We start from the raw sequence: 15866 nt of genomic DNA on the forward strand, positions 1-15866 counted from the left end.
TCAGCTCACCACCGCGCGCGCGAGCGCCAGCACAAGCAGCGTGTAGCCCGCCGCCATGAGGTCGTCGATCATCACGCCCAGGCCTCCTTTGAAGGTGCGCTCATAGTAGCGAATCGGCGGCGGCTTCGTGATGTCGAAAAGCCGGAACAGCACGAACGCCGCGGCCTGCCAGTAACTGTAAACCGGCGTGAAGAACAGTACAAGAAGGAACGCCACGGTCTCGTCCCACACCATCGAGCCGTGATCGGGCGCTCCCAGGTTGCGGCCGGTGACTTCGCACGCCCACACGCCGAGCGCGAACAGCACCGCGACCGCGCCGAGATAGACCGCCGGCTCGTCGATGAAGCGCGGACCGGCGAGCCAGAAGATGGGCAGCGCGACGAGGGTGCCGAACGTACCCGGCGCGAAGGGGATGAGGCCGACGCCGGCGCTGGTCGCAATGAAATGCGCGGGATGGCGCAGCACGAAGCGCAGGCTCGGCGCGGACGCCGCGTCAGCGGAAATGGTCGAACCCCCGCGCGGGCACGCTCATGGGCTTGCCGACCGAGTCGCGTACCAGCACGAGCGGCGCACGGCCCGTCTTGCGGACGATGCGGCCGACCATCGTGACGTGGACGCGCGCGCGGGCCGCCGCCGCGGTCACGGCCGCGCGCTGCCTCGGCGAGGCGGTGAAGCAGAGCTCGTAGTCGTCGCCGCCGGCCAGCAGCGCCCGCGCGCCGCGGTCGGTCTGCGCGTACGCGCGCACGAGCGGCAGGGCCGGCACCGCTTCCCACTCGATCTCGGCGGCGACGATCGAACGCTCGCAGATGTGCCCGAGGTCCGCGACGAGACCGTCGGAAATGTCGATCGCGCTGTGCGCGGTGCCGCGCAGCGCCGTACCGAGCGCGACGCGCGGCGTGGGCTCGTGCAGGCGCGCTTCGAGCGCCTTGCGGTCGGCGGGCGAGACCTTGCGTGCGTTCCTGCCTTTGAGGACGTCGAGCGCCATCGCGGCTTCGCCGAGATAGCCGGAGACCCAGACGTCGTCGCCGACTTTCGCGCCGTCGCGCCGCAGCGCCTTGCCTCGCGGCACTTCGCCCATGATCTGCACCGCGATGTTGAGCGGGCCCCTGGTGGTGTCGCCGCCGACGAGCGAGACCGAGTGGCGTTTCGCGAGCGCCATGAACCCGCGCGAGAAACCGGCGAGCCACTTCTCGTCCGCCCTGGGCAGCGCGAGCGCGAGCGTCACCCAGCGCGGCTTCGCGCCCATCGCGGCGAGGTCGGACAGATTCACCGCGAGGGCCTTGTGACCGAGCCGCTGCGGATCGGCGCCCGCGAAGAAGTGCCGGCCTTCGACGAGCATGTCGGCGGAGACCACGAGCTCGGTGCGCGGCGACAGCCTCAATAGTGCGGCGTCGTCGCCGACGCCCAGCGTCGCCCCGCGCGCGGGATGGGTGAAATACCGGCGGATGAGCTCGAATTCGGTCATTCGTCGAAGAGGTGACGGATGAAACGGTGACGGATGAAGCAGTGACGGAACAAGCGGTGACGAGTGAAGCGGTAGGGTGTCACCGGTCTTTCGTCACCGCATCATCCGTCACCGCACTACCCGTCACCGCACCATCCGTCACTTTTTGTTCGCCGGCCGGCACCGCCGGCCGCTCCGCCACCAGCCGCCGCAAGTACTTCTGAAGCTTGCGCGCCATGTAGTAATTCAACCCGGCGAAGCCGATGAAGACGAGCGTGATGAGGGTGACCGTGCCGCCGCTCGCCTGACCGCTGCTGCCGCCGACAGAGCCGACCCAGAGCGCCATCAGCAGGTTGATGCCCGCGGCGAAATAAAAGAGCAGCACGCGCTTCCGAAGCCGGACGGGATCGAGGTTCGGATTGATCCGGACGGGCATCAGGCGCCTCTCCTCGCAGTGCCGCGGTCGGCGGTCACCTCGATCTCGCGAAAGCGCGCCGCGAGCTTGTCGAGCACGCCGTTCACGTACTTGTGGCCGTCGGTGCCGCCGTACGCCTTGGCGAGCTCGATGCCTTCGTTGATCACCACGCGATACGGCACTTCGAGCTCGTTCATGAGCTCGTAGCCCGAGATGAGCAGGACGCCGCGCTCGATCGGCGAGAGCTCGCTCGTCGCGCGGTCGAGAAACGGCGTCATCGCCGCGTCGAGCTCGCCCGCGCGCTCGATCGCGCCGTTGAGCAGCGTGCGGAAGTACGGCACGTCGGCCTTGCCGAATTCCTCGGTCTCCGCGAGCTCGGTCGCGATCAATACCGTGTCCTTGCCCGTGAGCTGCCACTGGTACAGCCCCTGCAGCGCGAGCTCGCGCGAGCGGCGGCGCGGACTTTTCTTCGGCGGATTGTCGCGCCGTTTCTGTTTACCGTTGTCTTGCACTTCTCAGTCAAACCGTTTCAGCAGATTCGCCATCTCGATCGCGGCCAGCGCGCAGTCCGCGCCTTTTTCGGTCATGCGCGCGAGCGCCTGGTCGTCGTTCTCGGTGGTGAGGATTCCGTTTGCAATCGGCACGCCGGTCTCGAGCTGCACCGACGAGATGCCGCTCGCCATTTCGTTGGACACGATCTCGAAGTGATACGTCTCGCCGCGGATCACCGCGCCCAGCGCGATCAGCGCGTCGTATTTGCCGGTCTGAGCCATCTTCTGCAGCACGAGCGGAGATTCGAGCGCGCCGGGCACGGTCGCGATGATCATGTTCGACCGCGACACGCCGTGCTTCGCCAGCGCCGCGGTGCAGCTCGAGAGCAGCCCCTCCCCGACGTCGGGGTTGAAGCGGCTCATGACGATGCCGACGCGTAAGCCGGTGCCGTCGTGGTTCGGCTCGATCTCTTCGATGTCGTCGTAACGGGCCATGTTCTATTCGGAAGGTTGCAGGTAGCCGACGACCTCGAGGTCGAATCCGGCCATGCTCGGCATGCGCCGCGGCAGCGCGAGCAGCCGCATCCTCTTGACCTTCAGGTCGCGCAGGATCTGCGCGCCGATGCCGTAGTTGCGCAGCGCGATCTTGGCCGGCGGCGCGTCGCTGCGCGGCCGCGCGCGCTCGAGGAGCTCGGCGCCGCTTTCCTCGCGGTGCAGGAGCACGATCACGCCGCAATCGGCGGCCGCGATCGTCTTCAGCGCGTCGTGGAAGTTCCACGAATGGCTGGTGCCGCCCGCGTCGAGCAGGTCGATCAGCGACACCGGCTCGTGCACGCGCACGAGCACTTCCTTCTGCGGCGCGATCTCGCCCCTGACGAGCGCGAGATGGGTCTCGGAGCCGATGCGGTCGGTGTACGCGACCAGCCGGAACGCGCCGTGCACGGTGTCGATGTCGCGCTCGGCGGCGCGTTTGATCAGGGATTCGGTGCGGCTGCGATACTGGATGAGATCGGTGATCGTGCCGATCTTGAGGCCGTGCGTCGCGGCAAAGCCCACGAGATCGGGCAGGCGCGCCATCTCGCCGTCGTCTTTCAGGATCTCGCAGATGACCGCCGCGGGCGTCAGGCCCGCGAGGCGCGCGAGGTCGCACCCCGCCTCGGTATGCCCCGCCCGCACGAGCACGCCGCCGTCCTGCGCGGTCAGCGGGAAGATATGGCCGGGCTGCACGATGTCGGTCGGGCTCGCGTCGGCGCGTATCGCGGCCTGTATCGTCCGCGCGCGATCCGCGGCGGAGATACCCGTCGTGACGCCTTCTGCGGCTTCGATCGATACGGTGAAGTTCGTGCCCAGCGGCGAGCGGTTGTTCGACACCATGGGCGCGAGGTTGAGCTGCCGGCAACGGTCCTCGGTGAGGGTGAGGCAGATCAGGCCGCGGCCGTAGCGCGCCATGAAGTTGACCGTCTCGGGCGTGGCGAACTCGGCGGCGATGACGAGGTCGCCCTCGTTCTCGCGGTCCTCCTCGTCGACGAGCACGACCATGCGGCCGCACTTGAGCTCCGCGACGATCTCGTCGACGGAGCTGATGGCGGATTCAACGCGTGCGGTGTTCACGATGGATGGAAAGGAGGACGGGGATAGACGCGCCTCCCGGCTCGGTGCGGAAGGCTCGTGAAGAAAGGCGGGATTATAGCCGCCGGGCGGGCTCGCCGACCGGCGGTGCGAGCTTCAGTACCAGTTGAACCGCGATTCCGGCCGCTGGAAGAGCGTGCCCGCTTCGCCGGGCTCTGCTTCGCCGGTGAAGCCGTGCGCCCGCGCATCGGCGACGCATTCCCTGAAGCTCGCGAAAGTGCGCACGGAGGCGTTCGTCGGACCGTCTTCCGGGGTATTGCGCCACTCCCATTCCCACGACACCGCGTTCGCGCTGCGCACCGCTTTCGTGATGAACTCCCACGTCATCCCCGTCCCCTGCTTTTCTATTTTTGGTCTGCGGGGATTTTGCCGTGAGGCGTGCGCAGCGTCTACGGTCGTACGGTCCCGAACATGCGCTCGACGTAGCGCGCGATGAGATCGATCTCGATGTTCACGCGCGACCCGGGCCGCAGAGCCGAGAAGTTGGTGTTGGCGAGGGTGTGCGGAATGAGATTCACCGAAAAGGTGCAATCGCTCACGCTGTTCACCGTGAGGCTCGCGCCGTCGACCGCGACCGAGCCTTTGCGCGCGATGTAGCGGGCGAGCTCCTGCGGCACCGTGATCTCGATCAGCGTGTTGTCGCCGAGCGCTTGGACGCGCTCCACGGTGCCCACGCCGTCGACGTGGCCGCTGACGAGATGGCCGCCGAGTCGGTCGGCGAGGCGCAGCGCTTTTTCGAGGTTGACGCGGCGGCCGGCCGTGAAGCCCGCGACGCACGCGATCGTCTCCTGCGACACGTCCACCTCGAACGACGACGCGTCGAACGCGACGACGGTGAGACACACCCCGTCGACCGCGATGCTGTCGCCGAGCGCGACGTCGTCGAGCGGCAGCGTGCCGGCGTCTATCGCGAGCCGCAGTCCGCCCCCGGCCGGTTTTGCGTCCGCGATGCGGCCCACCGCCGCGACGATCCCCGTGAACATCAGCCTTTCATCCTTGCCAGTACCCGCAGGTCGTCGCCGATCCGCGCGATATCGCCGAACTCGAGCGCGCGGCTGTCCGCCAGATCGCCGAGCTCCGGCAGGTCGAACATGCCGTGCGCCGTGTGCCCGACGAGCTTCGGCGCCAGGTATACGAGGAGCTCGTCGGCGAGCCCTTCACGCACGAGCGAGCCGTTCAGCTTCCAGCCCGCCTCGACATGCACCTCGTTCATGCCGCGTCGGCCGAGCTCGCGAAAGAGCGCCGCAAGATCCACCTTGCCGCGCGCATTCGGCAGCACGATGACTTCACAGCCGCGCTCGCGTAAGGCCGACGCTCGCGCTGCGTCGTCGATCGCCGCCGCGACGATCGTGCCCTGCCCGATCACCTTGGCCTCCTTCGATACTTCGAGACGGCTGTCGACGACGACGCGCACCGGCTGGCGCTGCGTGTCGACGCCGCGCACGGTGAGCTGCGGGTCGTCGTCCTTCACCGTGCCGATGCCGGTGAGGATGGCGCACGCCCGCGCGCGCCAGCGGTGGCCGTCGCGGCGCGCGTCGGAGCCGGTGATCCATTGGCTCATGCCGTTGTTGAGCGCGGTCCTGCCGTCGAGCGTCGCCGCGACCTTGATGCGTATCCACGGGCGTCCCTTGGTCATGCGCGTGACGAAACCGATGTTGAGGTCGGTCGCCTCGCGCTGCATGACACCGAGGTCGACGGTGATGCCGGCCGCGCGCAAAGATTGGAGACCGCGGCCCGCGACTTCGGGGTTCGGGTCCTGCATCGCCGCGACGACCCGCGTGACCTGCGCTTCGACCAGCGCGTTCGCGCACGGCGGCGTGCGTCCGTGGTGCGAGCAGGGCTCGAGCGTGACGTACGCGGTCGCGCCCGCCGCGCGCCCGCCGGCCGCGCGCAGCGCATAGACCTCGGCGTGCGGCTCGCCCGCACGCTCGTGAAAGCCTTCGCCGACGATCTCGCCGTCGCGGACGATGACGCAGCCGACGCGAGGGTTGGGGGTGGTGGTGTACAGACCGCGTTCCGCGAGCTCGAGGGCCCGGGCCATGAATACACGGTCTCGGTCAGCTGACATACGAATCAAAAAGCTTTAACACGGAGGACACGGAGGAAAAGCGCACGGAGGGCACGGAGGGAAGCGAAACGGGAGGACGATCGCACAGACGCTGACGGTGACACTCTACGTGACTTGTTTTCCTCCGTGCCCTCCGTGTTCCTCCGTGTCCTCCGTGTTTGCGCTTTTGTCTTTCGCTTTTGACGTGATCTTGGGCGCGCTGGGCTGCTGGACTTCCTTGATCGCGTCCTGGAAGTCGTCGACGCCCTGGAAGCTCATGTAGACCGACGCGAAGCGGATGTAGGCGACCTGGTCGAGGCGCTTCAATTCGCGCATGACCATCTCGCCCAGCCGCCGCGAACCGATCTCGCGCTCGCCGAGGGCGAGCACGTCCTGGGTGATCGTGGCGAGCGCGTCGTCGACCATGTGGGTCGGCACCGGCCGCTTGTGCAAAGCGCGCATGAAACCGGTGCGCAGCTTTTCGAGATCGAACTCGCTGCGCGTGCCGTCCTGCTTGACCACCTGCGGCATGCGCAGCTCGACGGTCTCGTACGTGGTGAAACGCTTGTTACAGCTCGTGCACCGCCTGCGCCGCCGGATGCTCTCGCCGTCGTCGCTCACCCGGGAGTCGATGACCTGCGTATCCGTGGACTTGCAGAACGGGCATTTCATCGGTCACCCGTAGACCGGGAACTTCGCGCACAGCCGTTTCACTTCGCCCCCGACGCGGCTGATCACGCCTTCGTCGGTATGCGCTTCGAGCACGTCGCAGATCAGGTTCGCGAGCAGCTCGGCCTCGAGCTCTTTCATGCCGCGCGTGGTCATCGCCGGCGAGCCGATGCGGATGCCGCTGGTGATGAACGGCTTCTGCGGATCGTGCGGCACCGAGTTCTTGTTGACCGTGATGTTGGCCTTGCCGAGCGCGCCCTCGGCGTCGCGGCCCGTGAGGTTCTTGCTGCGCAGGTCGACGAGGAAGAGGTGGCAATCGGTGCGGCCCGACACGATGCGAAAGCCCCGCTCGTGCATCACCTTCGCCATCACGCGCGCGTTGTCGAGCACCTGTTCCTGGTAAGCCTTGAACTCGCGCGACATCGCTTCCTTGAAGCACACCGCCTTGGCCGCGATGACGTGCATGAGCGGGCCGCCCTGCAGGCCGGGGAACACCGCCGAGTTGACGACTTTCTCGTGCGCCGCGTTGGCGAGGATCATGCCGCCGCGCGGGCCGCGCAGCGTCTTGTGCGTGGTCGTGGTGACGAAGTCCGCGACGCCGACCGGGCTCGGATACAGATCCGCGGCGACGAGGCCGGCGTAATGCGCCATGTCCGCCATGAGCAGCGCGCCGACGCGGTCGGCGATCTGCTTGAAGCGCTTCCAGTCGATGACGAGCGAATACGCGGAAGCGCCGGCGACGATGAGCTTGGGCTTCTTCACGTGCGCGAGCTCTTCGACTTCGCCGTAGTCGATCTCCTCGGTCTCGGGATCGAGGCCGTAGGTCACCGCGTCGAAGTAGCGGCCGCTGATGTTGATACCGGCGCCGTGGGACAGGTGCCCCCCGTGCGCCAGCGACATGCCGAGGATGGTGTCGCCGGGATGCAGCGTCGCGTAGAACACCGCCTGGTTGGCCTGTGCGCCCGAGTGCGGCTGGACGTTGGCGTAGCCCGCGCCGAAGAGCTGCTTGGCGCGATCGATCGCGAGCTGCTCGGCGATATCGACGAACTCGCAGCCGCCGTAATAGCGCTTGCCGGGATAGCCTTCGGCGTACTTGTTGGTGAGCACCGAGCCCTGGGCGTGCAGCACGCGCGGGCTGGCGTAGTTCTCCGATGCGATGAGCTCGATGTGCTCTTCCTGGCGGCGATACTCCTGCTCGATCGCCTGCCAGATTTCGGGGTCCTGCGCGTCGAGGGTGTCTTTCAGCGAATACATGGGCGGGCGAGCTCCTAAAGGATCATTCTAGCGTATGGCCGCTGCGCCCGCTGCGGTGCGTCATCTCGCCTTCTTCACCGAATAGACGAAGTTGTCGAAGGTATTCTCCGCCACCCGGAACCACAGGTACTGGCTGTCGCGGAAGCTGTTCCACGAGTCGTAGATCTTCTTGAACTCGGGGCTCTTGGCCGAGAAACCGGCATAGAGGTCCTGCGCGACCTTGTAGCAGGCTTCCATCACCGGCCGCGGAAACGCGCGGAGCTGCGCGCCGGCGCCGACGAGCTTCTTCAGCGCCTCGGTGTTGCGCGCGTCGTAGCGCGCCATCATGTTGACGTTCGCCTCGGCGCACGCGACTTCCAGCGCTTCCTGGTAATGCTTCGGGAGTGACGCCCACGACTTGGCGTTGACGTAGATCGAGAGCTGCGCGGAACCCTCCCACCAGCCCGGGTAGTAATAGTATTTGGCGACCTTGTGGAAGCCGAGCTTCTCGTCGTCGTACGGCCCGACCCACTCGGCCGCGTCGATCGTGCCTTTCTCGAGCGCGGGATAGATGTCCGCGCCGCCGATCTGCTGCGGCACCACGCCGAGCTTCTCGAGGATCTGCCCGGCGAGGCCGGCGATCCGCATCTTCAAGCCCTTGAGATCGTTGACGGTCTTGATCTCCTTGCGGTACCAGCCCGCCATCTGCGTGCCGGTGTTGCCGCACGGGAAGTTGACGATGTTGTAATGGCTGAACATCTCGCGCGTGAGCTGGAGACCCCCGCCGTAGTACATCCACGCGTTCTGCTGGCGCGCGTTCATGCCGAACGGCAGGGCGGTGTCGAACGCGAGCGCGGGGTTCTTCCCGACGTAGTAGTAGCTGGCGGTCTGACCGCACTCGACGGTGCCGTTCTGCACCGCGTCGAGCACCTGCAGCGCCGGCACGATCTCCCCGGCCGCAAAGACGCGGATCTCGAAGCGGCCCTCGGTCAGCCGCGACACGCGCTGGGAGAGCTGCTCGGCAGTGCCGAACAGCGTGTCCAGGCTCTTCGGAAAGCTCGACGCCATGCGCCAGCGGATCTGCGGGGACGATTGCGCGAGCGCGGGGGCGGCGACTGCGGTCGCGGCGGCGCCCACGCCGGCGCGTGTCAGGAATTCACGTCGTTTCATGCGTTCTCCTCCCGTATCGAGCGCTGTTCCGTGCGATTTCGCACGGTTATCGCCTCTCGACTCATGGCATCATTATGGGCCCGTTGCTTGCACCTATCGGCAACGCTTGCTATCGCGTTTTATGACCGTGCTCGAAAAACTGAAAACGCGCCTGCTCCAGGCGCGCATAGCGTACCACCGCCGCAAGGCGGCCTCGTACAACGTACCCGTCGTGCGGGGCTACCGCCGCGAGCGCTACCACGCCTGGCTGCAGAACATGCGGCACCAGCACGTGATGAAGGCTCACGCCCTGGAGCGCGAGCTGGCCCGCCGCGGCGAGACGACGACCGCAGCCGTCGCCGCCTGATACACGCCGGTCAGTCGCCGGCGATGGTCATCCTCTCGAGGAGGATCGACCCGCACTGGCGCGAGCCGCGGCGGCTCACGTCGGTGCCCGCCGCCACGATCGCCTGGAACATGTCCTTGAGGTTGCCGGCGATCGTGATCTCCTGTACCGGGTAGGCGATCTTGCCGTTCTCCACCCAGTAGCCCGCGGCGCCGCGCGAGTAGTCGCCGGTGACCGGGTTCACCCCTTGGCCCATGAGCTCGGTCACGAGCAGGCCCTTGTCCATCTTCTTCAGCAACGCCTCGAAATCCTCGCCGGTCGGCGCGAGCATGAGGTTGTGGTTGCCGCCGGCGTTGCCGGTCGTCTGCAACCCCAGCTTGCGCGCGCTGTAGCTGCCGAGGAAATAGCCCTGCACCACGCCGTCCCGGACGACCTCGCGCCGCTGCGTCGCCACCCCTTCCTCGTCGAAGGGGCTGCTCGCCAGCCCTTTCGGCACGTCGGGGATGTCGGTGATGTTCACGAGCCTGGAGAAGACCTGCTTGCCGACGCTGTCCAGCAGGAAGGACGACTTGCGATACAGGCTGCCGCCGCTGACGGCGGATACGAAGTGACCGACCAGGCTCGACGCGATCGGCGCTTCGAACAGCACCGGCGCCTGCATCGTCGCGATCTTGCGCGCGCCGACGCGCTGGACCGCGCGCTCGCCGGCGCGGCGGCCGACCGAATCGGGCTTTGCCAGGTCCAGCGGATCGCGCGCGGTCTCGTACCAGTCGTCGCGCTGCATCTCGTCGTTCTTGCCCGCGATCAGCGAGCACCACACGCTGTGACGCGAGTTGGGGTAGCCGCCCATGAAACCGTGCGAGTTCGCGTACACGAACTGCGATTCCTGCGTCGAGACCGTCGCGCCTTCGGTGTTGCTGATGCGCTTGTCGACCGCGAAGCCCGCGTCCTCGGCGATCTTCGCGAGCTCGATCGCGCGCTCCACCGGCAGGTCCCACGGGTGCCAGAGGTCGAGGTCGCGGATGTCCTTCGCCAGGCGGTCGGGGTCGGCGAGCCCGGCGGCATCGTCCGGCGCGGTGAACTTCGCGATCGAGAGCGCAGCCTCGACGGTGTCCTTCACCGCCTGCCCGGAAAAGTCCGAGCTGCTGGCGTGCCCCCGCTTCTGCCCGACGTACACCGTGACGCCGATGCCTTTGTCACGGTTGTACTCGATCGTCTCGACTTCGCCCCGCCGCACCGTCACCGTCTGGCCGAACCCTTCGCTCACTTCGGTTTCGGCTGAAGTCGCGCCGTTCTTTCTCGCGTGATCGAGCACGCTTTGCGCGAGCTCGCGCAGGCGATCGGCGCTGTAGGAGAAGCGTGAAGATGGCATGGGCGGGAGGGGTCGAAATTCGGAAGTGACGTATCATATCAGGACACCGCAGCGCCCTTTCCCGATGACCGAAGAACTCACCAGCAAATCGCAGCGCAAGCGCGAGAGCCACGCATTGCAGGACCTCGGCAGCGAGCTCGTCGAATTGAACGACGAGCAGTTGTCCGCAATCGACATGCCGGAAAACCTGCGCGACGCGGTGATGGAGGCGCGCCGGCTCGACGGCAAGCACGAAGCGCGGCGGCGGCAGATGCAGTACATCGGGAAACTGATGCGCCACATCGACCCGGCGCCGATCCGCGAGCGCATCGACGCGTACAAAATGGTTTCGCGCGAAGCGACCGCGCGCCTGCACCAGCTCGAAAGATGGCGCGCGCGGCTGCTCGAGGAAGACACCGCGCTGACCGAGCTCATGTCGGCCTACCCGCACGCCGACGCGGCGCGCATCCGCACCCTGGTGCGCAACGCCGAGCGCGAGCGAGCCGCGGGCCAGCCGCCGAAGAGCTTCCGTGCGCTGTTCCAGCTACTCAACGAGACGATCAGGGACGACGATGAGCACGAATGAAGAACTGGTGATCGGCCTGGTGTCGATCAGCGACCGCGCGTCGCAGGGCGTATACAGGGACGAAGGCATACCGGCGCTCGAAGAATGGTTCGGGCGCGCGATCAGGGCGCCGAAGTGGCGCACGGTCACGCGGCTCATCCCCGACGAGCGAGCGCAGATCGAAGCGGCGTTGAAAGCGCTGGTCGACGACGAAGGCTGTCACCTCGTGCTCACGACCGGCGGCACCGGCCCCGCGCTGCGCGACGTGACGCCCGAAGCGACGCTCGCCGTCGGCGACAGGGAGATGCCGGGATTCGGCGAGCAGATGCGGCAGGTAAGCCTGAAGTTCGTGCCGACCGCGATCCTGTCGCGCCAGGTGGCGGTGATCCGCAAGCAGGCGCTCATCATCAACCTGCCGGGGCAACCCAAGGCGATCAAGGAAACGCTGGAAGGCCTGAAAGACGCCGAAGGCAAATCGCTCGTCTCCGGCATATTCGCCGCGGTGCCTTACTGCATCGACCTCATCGGCGGGCCGTATATCGAAACGAACGACGAGGTGGTGAAAGCATTCAGACCGAAGTCGGCCATACGCTCCAAAACAACTTCTTGAACCGCAAAGGACGCAAAGGTTAAATAACGTCGCGTTGTCATGAGTTCGCGATGCTTAGCCTTCCTTGGCGTCCTTTGCGTCCTTGGCGGTTAATTGCCTTTAAAAGACCATGAGCCAACCACTACTCGAATCAATAGAGATCGCCACCGGCGACAATCCCGCGGCCGCCGTCATCTGGATGCACGGCCTCGGCGCGGACGGCAACGACTTCGTGCCGATCGTGCAGGAGCTGGACCTCGAAGGCCTGAAGCCGATCCGCTTCGTCTTTCCGCACGCACCGATGCAGCCGGTGTCGATCAACAACGGCTACGTGATGCGCGCGTGGTACGACATCAAGTGGGGCGATCTCGAAGGCAAGGCGAAACAGGCCGACGAGCGCGGCGTGCGCGCGTCGCAGGCGGGGATCGAAGCGCTGATCGACCGTGAGCTCGGCCGCGGCATTGGCGCCGGGAAGATCGTGCTCGCCGGATTCTCGCAGGGGGGCGCGATCGCGCTGCAGACAGGCCTGCGCTATTCGAAGAAGATCGCGGGCGTGATGGCGCTGTCGACCTACCTGCCGCTCGCCGAGAGCTTCGAGCAGGAACGCGCGCCGGCGAACGCCGCGACGTCGGTCTTCATGGCGCACGGCACGCACGACAACGTCGTGCCCCACGAGATGGGCGCGCGCTCGCGCGACGTACTCGTGCAGCACGGATACCCGGTCGAATGGCACGAGTACCCGATGCAGCACTCGGTGTGCCTGGAAGAGATCGCCGATATCGGCGCGTGGCTGAGGAAAGTGCTGGCGTAACCGTGCGTCACGGGATCGCCACGGCGCCTTCGGCGCCTCGCGATGACGTCATTGCGAGGAGCGCAGCGACGAAGCAATCCCGTTACGAACGCCGGGTTACGACCCCGACTTCGTGGCGGTAAACGGCGTCGAATTGCTGCCGTTCTTCACCGTGCCCGTCATCGTGTTGCCGTTCACCGTCGCGGTGTACTGCGCGCCGCCCGCGGTGAAAGTGATGTGATCGGCGCGCAGCGAGCCCTTCACCGCTTCGGCTCCGAGGTTGCCGGTCACGTTCTGATACGACTGCTTGAGCGCGAGCTCGCCGCTCGGCAGCTTCCATTTGCCTTCGACTTTCGCCGGCACGATCCAGAGGTACGCGGTGCAATAGGACTGGCAGCCGTCCTTTTCGGTCGCGTTCTGAGTCTGGTCGGCCTGCCAGTCGCCCATCGTGAACGAGTTCGACACCACGCGCGTGCCGGGCTTCATGTCGAGGATCTTCGGGCGCAGTCTCACGTTGAGCTCGGGCAGCAGGAACAGCGTGATGACGGTCGCCTTCGAGAAATCGGTCTCGAAGATGTCGCCGTTGATGAACTTGGCCTTGTCGCCGACGCCTTCCTTCTGCGCGTTGCGGCGCGAGAGCTCGACCATCTTCGGGTTGAATTCGACGCCGGTCGCGTTGGCGCCGCGCTTGGCGGCGGTGATGACGGTGCGGCCGTCGCCGGAGCCGAGGTCGAAATGAACGTCGCTCGCGGTGAGCTTCGCCATGTCGAGCATGCGGTTGACCAGCGCCTGCGACGTCGGCACCCACACGACGTCCTTGCCTTCCTGGCCGACGGTGGGCGTGAACTCTTCGGCTTTCTTCTTCTCGCCCGCGTGAGCGAGGCCGGTGGCGGCGAACAGCGAGACGAACGCGACTGCGGCTAGGCGGCGAACCGGAAGCGATGACATGTTATCCCCGAACGGTTGATGAGATGGTTGTTCGTCCCATCATAACCGAAGCCGCGCCGGCTTTTGTCTCGCTTCTATCGCAGCGCCCTACGCAGGCGAGTAGCTAGCCCAGTCGAAATCGTCGCCCGCGGTGATCATCCCGACCGGGTTCATGATCACGTCGCGGTCGCTGAGCTGGATCGCGATCTGATGATTGGCGTCGAACCGGCCGGCGCGGAGCAGCACGCCGACCTCCGCCGTCGGCACCTCCTCGGCGGAGAGCAGGATCGCCGGCTCCGGATCGCGCGACGCCGCGTGCGCGATGCGCACGAGCCTCACGCTGCGCGCGAGCATCTGGATCCCGACGTGGTACTGCCGCTGCTCGTCGCGCGTGACGCGGCGCACCGCGCCTATGCCCCATTCGCCGCTGCCTTCGAGCTGCACGCCGATGATCTCGCCGACGCGTATCCAATCGGTCGTGGCCGCGGGCATCAGCGCGCCGTAACCTCCGTCGCTCACGTTCTCGACGATCCAGCTCTCGGCGCCGCTCACGCTGAAGTTCAGCGCGTCCGATTCGTCCTTTTCCAGCTCGTCGACAAGCTGCGCGTAGCCCGGCACCACCGTGATGCGCGCCGACGCCGGACGACGCTCGGACAATCGCGCCGGCGGCGTGTCGGACCAGTACGCGCCGAGGTGGCGCAGTACGGAGAGCACGCTCTCGTCCGAATAAGCCGCGCCGAGGTTGAAGTCGGCAGGCAGCTTGCCGGTGCGCTCGACGCTGCCGATGAGCTCCGCGAGCCGCGCCGGCGCCGCGCCCGGTCCGAAGTAGTGCGCGACCGCGCCGGGCGCCGCGTCCTGGAAGATGCGCGTCGGCGGCCGGTTCTGCGCCGGGTCGAAACGATAGATCGCGCCGGCGAAAGGCGCGGTCTCCAGCTTGAACGCGTCGGCGAGCAGCACCGCGGTGCGCTCCGCGATCTCCTGCTTGAGCGGCGGCAGCCCGTCGGCGCTCGACGCCCACAGCATCATGATCTTGAGGTAGTCCTGCTCGACGCTGCTCGAGCCCTGCGGGCCCGAATACACGGCGAGCATCGAGCGCGCGTAGCCGCCCTTCAGCGCGTAACCGTAGAGCTCGCCGATCGATGTCCACAGTCCCGGCTCGAACGGGCCGTAGCGCAGCATCGTCCACTTCACCTGCATGCCCAGCGCGCGCAGCGCGCGGGCGACGATGACCGGCATCTGCTTCCTGATCGCCGCCGCGCCCGCCGCGCCCTGCTCGTACTGGCGGGCGCACGTGAGATACGCCGCGCCCAGCGCCCTCGCGTACTGGTAGCCGGCGGTCCAGAGCTTGTTCTCGTTGAACTTCTGCTGGCGCGACGTCGTGAGGTAGTCGGTGAGGATCTTGCGGTGGTGGCCGCGCGCGGCGCCGTCCAGGAGCTCGATGATTTCGTAGAGGCGGTCGAGCTTGAAGCCCTCGGCGTCCGGCAGCGATTCGAGCCAGCGCGTGATCTCCTCGACGGCCTTGACCGCATCGTACGGCGGCAGGTCCGCGAGCAGAGCGCGAGCCTGCTTCGGATCGGCCAGCGGATGGTCCGGCTTGCCGCCCGTGATCCACTTCAGCACGGTTCCCCCTGAATCCTCGTGGTAGTGCGCTGCGATTCTAAGGCGCGAGCACGCGTCTCAACCAGTGAGAAAGTCTTGAAAACGCGGGAAGAACGCGTTCGGCTCAAGGCGCCCGGGTCCTCAAGCGGGGTCGGCTTCGATGTAGCGGCGTAGCAGCCGGTTCTCCAGCGTGGTCTCGCGGATGATCGCCTTCGCGGCGTCGTGGAAGGAGACCACCCCGACCAGCGCCTCGCCGTCCTTGACCGGCAGGTAGCGCACGTGATGCTCGGTCATCAGGGTGCGCAGGTCGTCGATGGTGTCGTCCGGGGAGCCTGCGATCGGGTCGGCGACCATCACGTCGCGCGCCTTGAGATTCGCCAGACCGCCCGAGGCATCGAAAGCGTTGAGCACTTCGCGAAAAGTCAGCATGCCGACCATGCGCCCGCCTTCGATGATGACCAGCGAACCCACGTCGTGCGCCGCCATGGTCCGGACGGCGTCGGCGAGCGGGGTGTCGGGATCCGCGCTGTAGACCGCGCCGCCCTTCACTTTCAGGATGTCCCGGATGCGCACAATGCCGCTCCCGATGCTTCGACGCCGCCATGGTAGCCCCAAAAATGCC

20 protein-coding genes are annotated in these 15866 nt (G+C 66.8%); 4 read left to right on the forward strand and 16 right to left on the reverse strand.

The genetic code is table 11. The annotated features are described in order from the left end of the window. From VHP37_30715 to VHP37_30770, 12 genes are all read right to left on the reverse strand, one after another. Positions 1 to 465 carry a phosphatidylglycerophosphatase A gene (locus VHP37_30715; GenBank protein ID HEX2830748.1) on the reverse strand — a complete coding sequence of 155 codons (465 nt, stop codon included), beginning with the start codon at positions 463 to 465 and terminating at the stop codon, positions 1 to 3. A gap of 28 nt (positions 466 to 493) precedes the next feature. After that, on the reverse strand, positions 494 to 1465 hold the full coding sequence (thiL, locus tag VHP37_30720) for a thiamine-phosphate kinase (GenBank protein HEX2830749.1): 972 nt from the start codon (positions 1463 to 1465) through the stop codon (positions 494 to 496). 79 nt (positions 1466 to 1544) lie between these two features. Further along, a complete protein-coding gene (locus VHP37_30725) occupies positions 1545 to 1880 on the reverse strand; it encodes a hypothetical protein (GenBank protein HEX2830750.1) in 336 nt (111 codons plus the stop codon). Next, on the reverse strand, positions 1880 to 2371 hold the full coding sequence (gene nusB, locus VHP37_30730; GenBank protein ID HEX2830751.1) for a transcription antitermination factor NusB: 492 nt from the start codon (positions 2369 to 2371) through the stop codon (positions 1880 to 1882). The genes VHP37_30725 and nusB overlap by 1 nt, the downstream gene beginning before the upstream one ends. Positions 2372 to 2374: 3 nt before the next feature. Further along, a complete protein-coding gene (ribH, locus tag VHP37_30735; protein ID HEX2830752.1) occupies positions 2375 to 2845 on the reverse strand; it encodes a 6,7-dimethyl-8-ribityllumazine synthase in 471 nt (156 codons plus the stop codon). Positions 2846 to 2848: 3 nt separating this feature from the next. Next, positions 2849 to 3961 (reverse strand): bifunctional 3,4-dihydroxy-2-butanone-4-phosphate synthase/GTP cyclohydrolase II, encoded by a 1113-nt coding sequence (ribBA, locus tag VHP37_30740; GenBank protein HEX2830753.1) that lies wholly within the window; start codon positions 3959 to 3961, stop codon positions 2849 to 2851. A gap of 114 nt (positions 3962 to 4075) precedes the next feature. After that, positions 4076 to 4306 (reverse strand): hypothetical protein, encoded by a 231-nt coding sequence (locus VHP37_30745; GenBank protein HEX2830754.1) that lies wholly within the window; start codon positions 4304 to 4306, stop codon positions 4076 to 4078. Between the two features lie 62 nt (positions 4307 to 4368). Next, positions 4369 to 4962, reverse strand: a complete 594-nt coding sequence (locus tag VHP37_30750; protein HEX2830755.1) for a riboflavin synthase — start codon at positions 4960 to 4962, stop codon at positions 4369 to 4371. Continuing rightward, on the reverse strand, positions 4962 to 6047 hold the full coding sequence (gene ribD, locus VHP37_30755) for a bifunctional diaminohydroxyphosphoribosylaminopyrimidine deaminase/5-amino-6-(5-phosphoribosylamino)uracil reductase RibD (protein ID HEX2830756.1): 1086 nt from the start codon (positions 6045 to 6047) through the stop codon (positions 4962 to 4964). The genes VHP37_30750 and ribD overlap by 1 nt, the downstream gene beginning before the upstream one ends. A gap of 105 nt (positions 6048 to 6152) precedes the next feature. Next, a complete protein-coding gene (gene nrdR / locus VHP37_30760) occupies positions 6153 to 6698 on the reverse strand; it encodes a transcriptional regulator NrdR (GenBank protein HEX2830757.1) in 546 nt (181 codons plus the stop codon). Between the two features lie 3 nt (positions 6699 to 6701). Continuing rightward, on the reverse strand, positions 6702 to 7949 hold the full coding sequence (glyA, locus tag VHP37_30765) for a serine hydroxymethyltransferase (protein HEX2830758.1): 1248 nt from the start codon (positions 7947 to 7949) through the stop codon (positions 6702 to 6704). 60 nt (positions 7950 to 8009) lie between these two features. Further along, positions 8010 to 9098, reverse strand: coding sequence for a TRAP transporter substrate-binding protein (locus VHP37_30770; protein HEX2830759.1), 1089 nt, complete (start codon positions 9096 to 9098; stop codon positions 8010 to 8012). A gap of 121 nt (positions 9099 to 9219) precedes the next feature. On the opposite strand from VHP37_30770, the gene VHP37_30775 reads away from it, so the two are divergent. Continuing rightward, on the forward strand, positions 9220 to 9444 hold the full coding sequence (locus tag VHP37_30775) for a hypothetical protein (protein ID HEX2830760.1): 225 nt from the start codon (positions 9220 to 9222) through the stop codon (positions 9442 to 9444). Between the two features lie 10 nt (positions 9445 to 9454). On the opposite strand, the gene pmbA is transcribed toward VHP37_30775, so the two are convergent. Next, positions 9455 to 10795 carry a metalloprotease PmbA gene (gene pmbA / locus VHP37_30780; GenBank protein ID HEX2830761.1) on the reverse strand — a complete coding sequence of 447 codons (1341 nt, stop codon included), beginning with the start codon at positions 10793 to 10795 and terminating at the stop codon, positions 9455 to 9457. Between the two features lie 64 nt (positions 10796 to 10859). On the opposite strand from pmbA, the gene yjgA reads away from it, so the two are divergent. The 3 genes from yjgA (at position 10860) to VHP37_30795 (ending at position 12739) form a co-directional block, all read left to right on the forward strand. Then, a complete protein-coding gene (gene yjgA / locus VHP37_30785; protein HEX2830762.1) occupies positions 10860 to 11360 on the forward strand; it encodes a ribosome biogenesis factor YjgA in 501 nt (166 codons plus the stop codon). Beyond that, positions 11347 to 11949 carry a molybdopterin adenylyltransferase gene (gene mog, locus VHP37_30790; GenBank protein ID HEX2830763.1) on the forward strand — a complete coding sequence of 201 codons (603 nt, stop codon included), beginning with the start codon at positions 11347 to 11349 and terminating at the stop codon, positions 11947 to 11949. Before yjgA ends, mog begins: the two co-directional genes overlap by 14 nt. Before the next feature lie 109 nt (positions 11950 to 12058). After that, a complete protein-coding gene (locus VHP37_30795; GenBank protein HEX2830764.1) occupies positions 12059 to 12739 on the forward strand; it encodes an alpha/beta hydrolase in 681 nt (226 codons plus the stop codon). Positions 12740 to 12835: 96 nt separating this feature from the next. Here the strand turns inward: VHP37_30795 and VHP37_30800 are convergent, their stop codons facing one another. The 3 genes from VHP37_30800 to VHP37_30810 all read right to left on the reverse strand — a co-directional run bounded on the left by VHP37_30800 (position 12836) and on the right by VHP37_30810 (position 15817). Beyond that, positions 12836 to 13666 (reverse strand): class I SAM-dependent methyltransferase, encoded by an 831-nt coding sequence (locus VHP37_30800; protein ID HEX2830765.1) that lies wholly within the window; start codon positions 13664 to 13666, stop codon positions 12836 to 12838. Between the two features lie 87 nt (positions 13667 to 13753). Then, on the reverse strand, positions 13754 to 15265 hold the full coding sequence (locus tag VHP37_30805; protein ID HEX2830766.1) for a hypothetical protein: 1512 nt from the start codon (positions 15263 to 15265) through the stop codon (positions 13754 to 13756). A gap of 120 nt (positions 15266 to 15385) precedes the next feature. Continuing rightward, positions 15386 to 15817 (reverse strand): CBS domain-containing protein, encoded by a 432-nt coding sequence (locus tag VHP37_30810; protein ID HEX2830767.1) that lies wholly within the window; start codon positions 15815 to 15817, stop codon positions 15386 to 15388. Positions 15818 to 15866: the final 49 nt, after the last annotated feature.

The organism is Burkholderiales bacterium (assembly GCA_036262035.1).
Taxonomy (GTDB): domain Bacteria; phylum Pseudomonadota; class Gammaproteobacteria; order Burkholderiales; family SG8-41; genus JAQGMV01.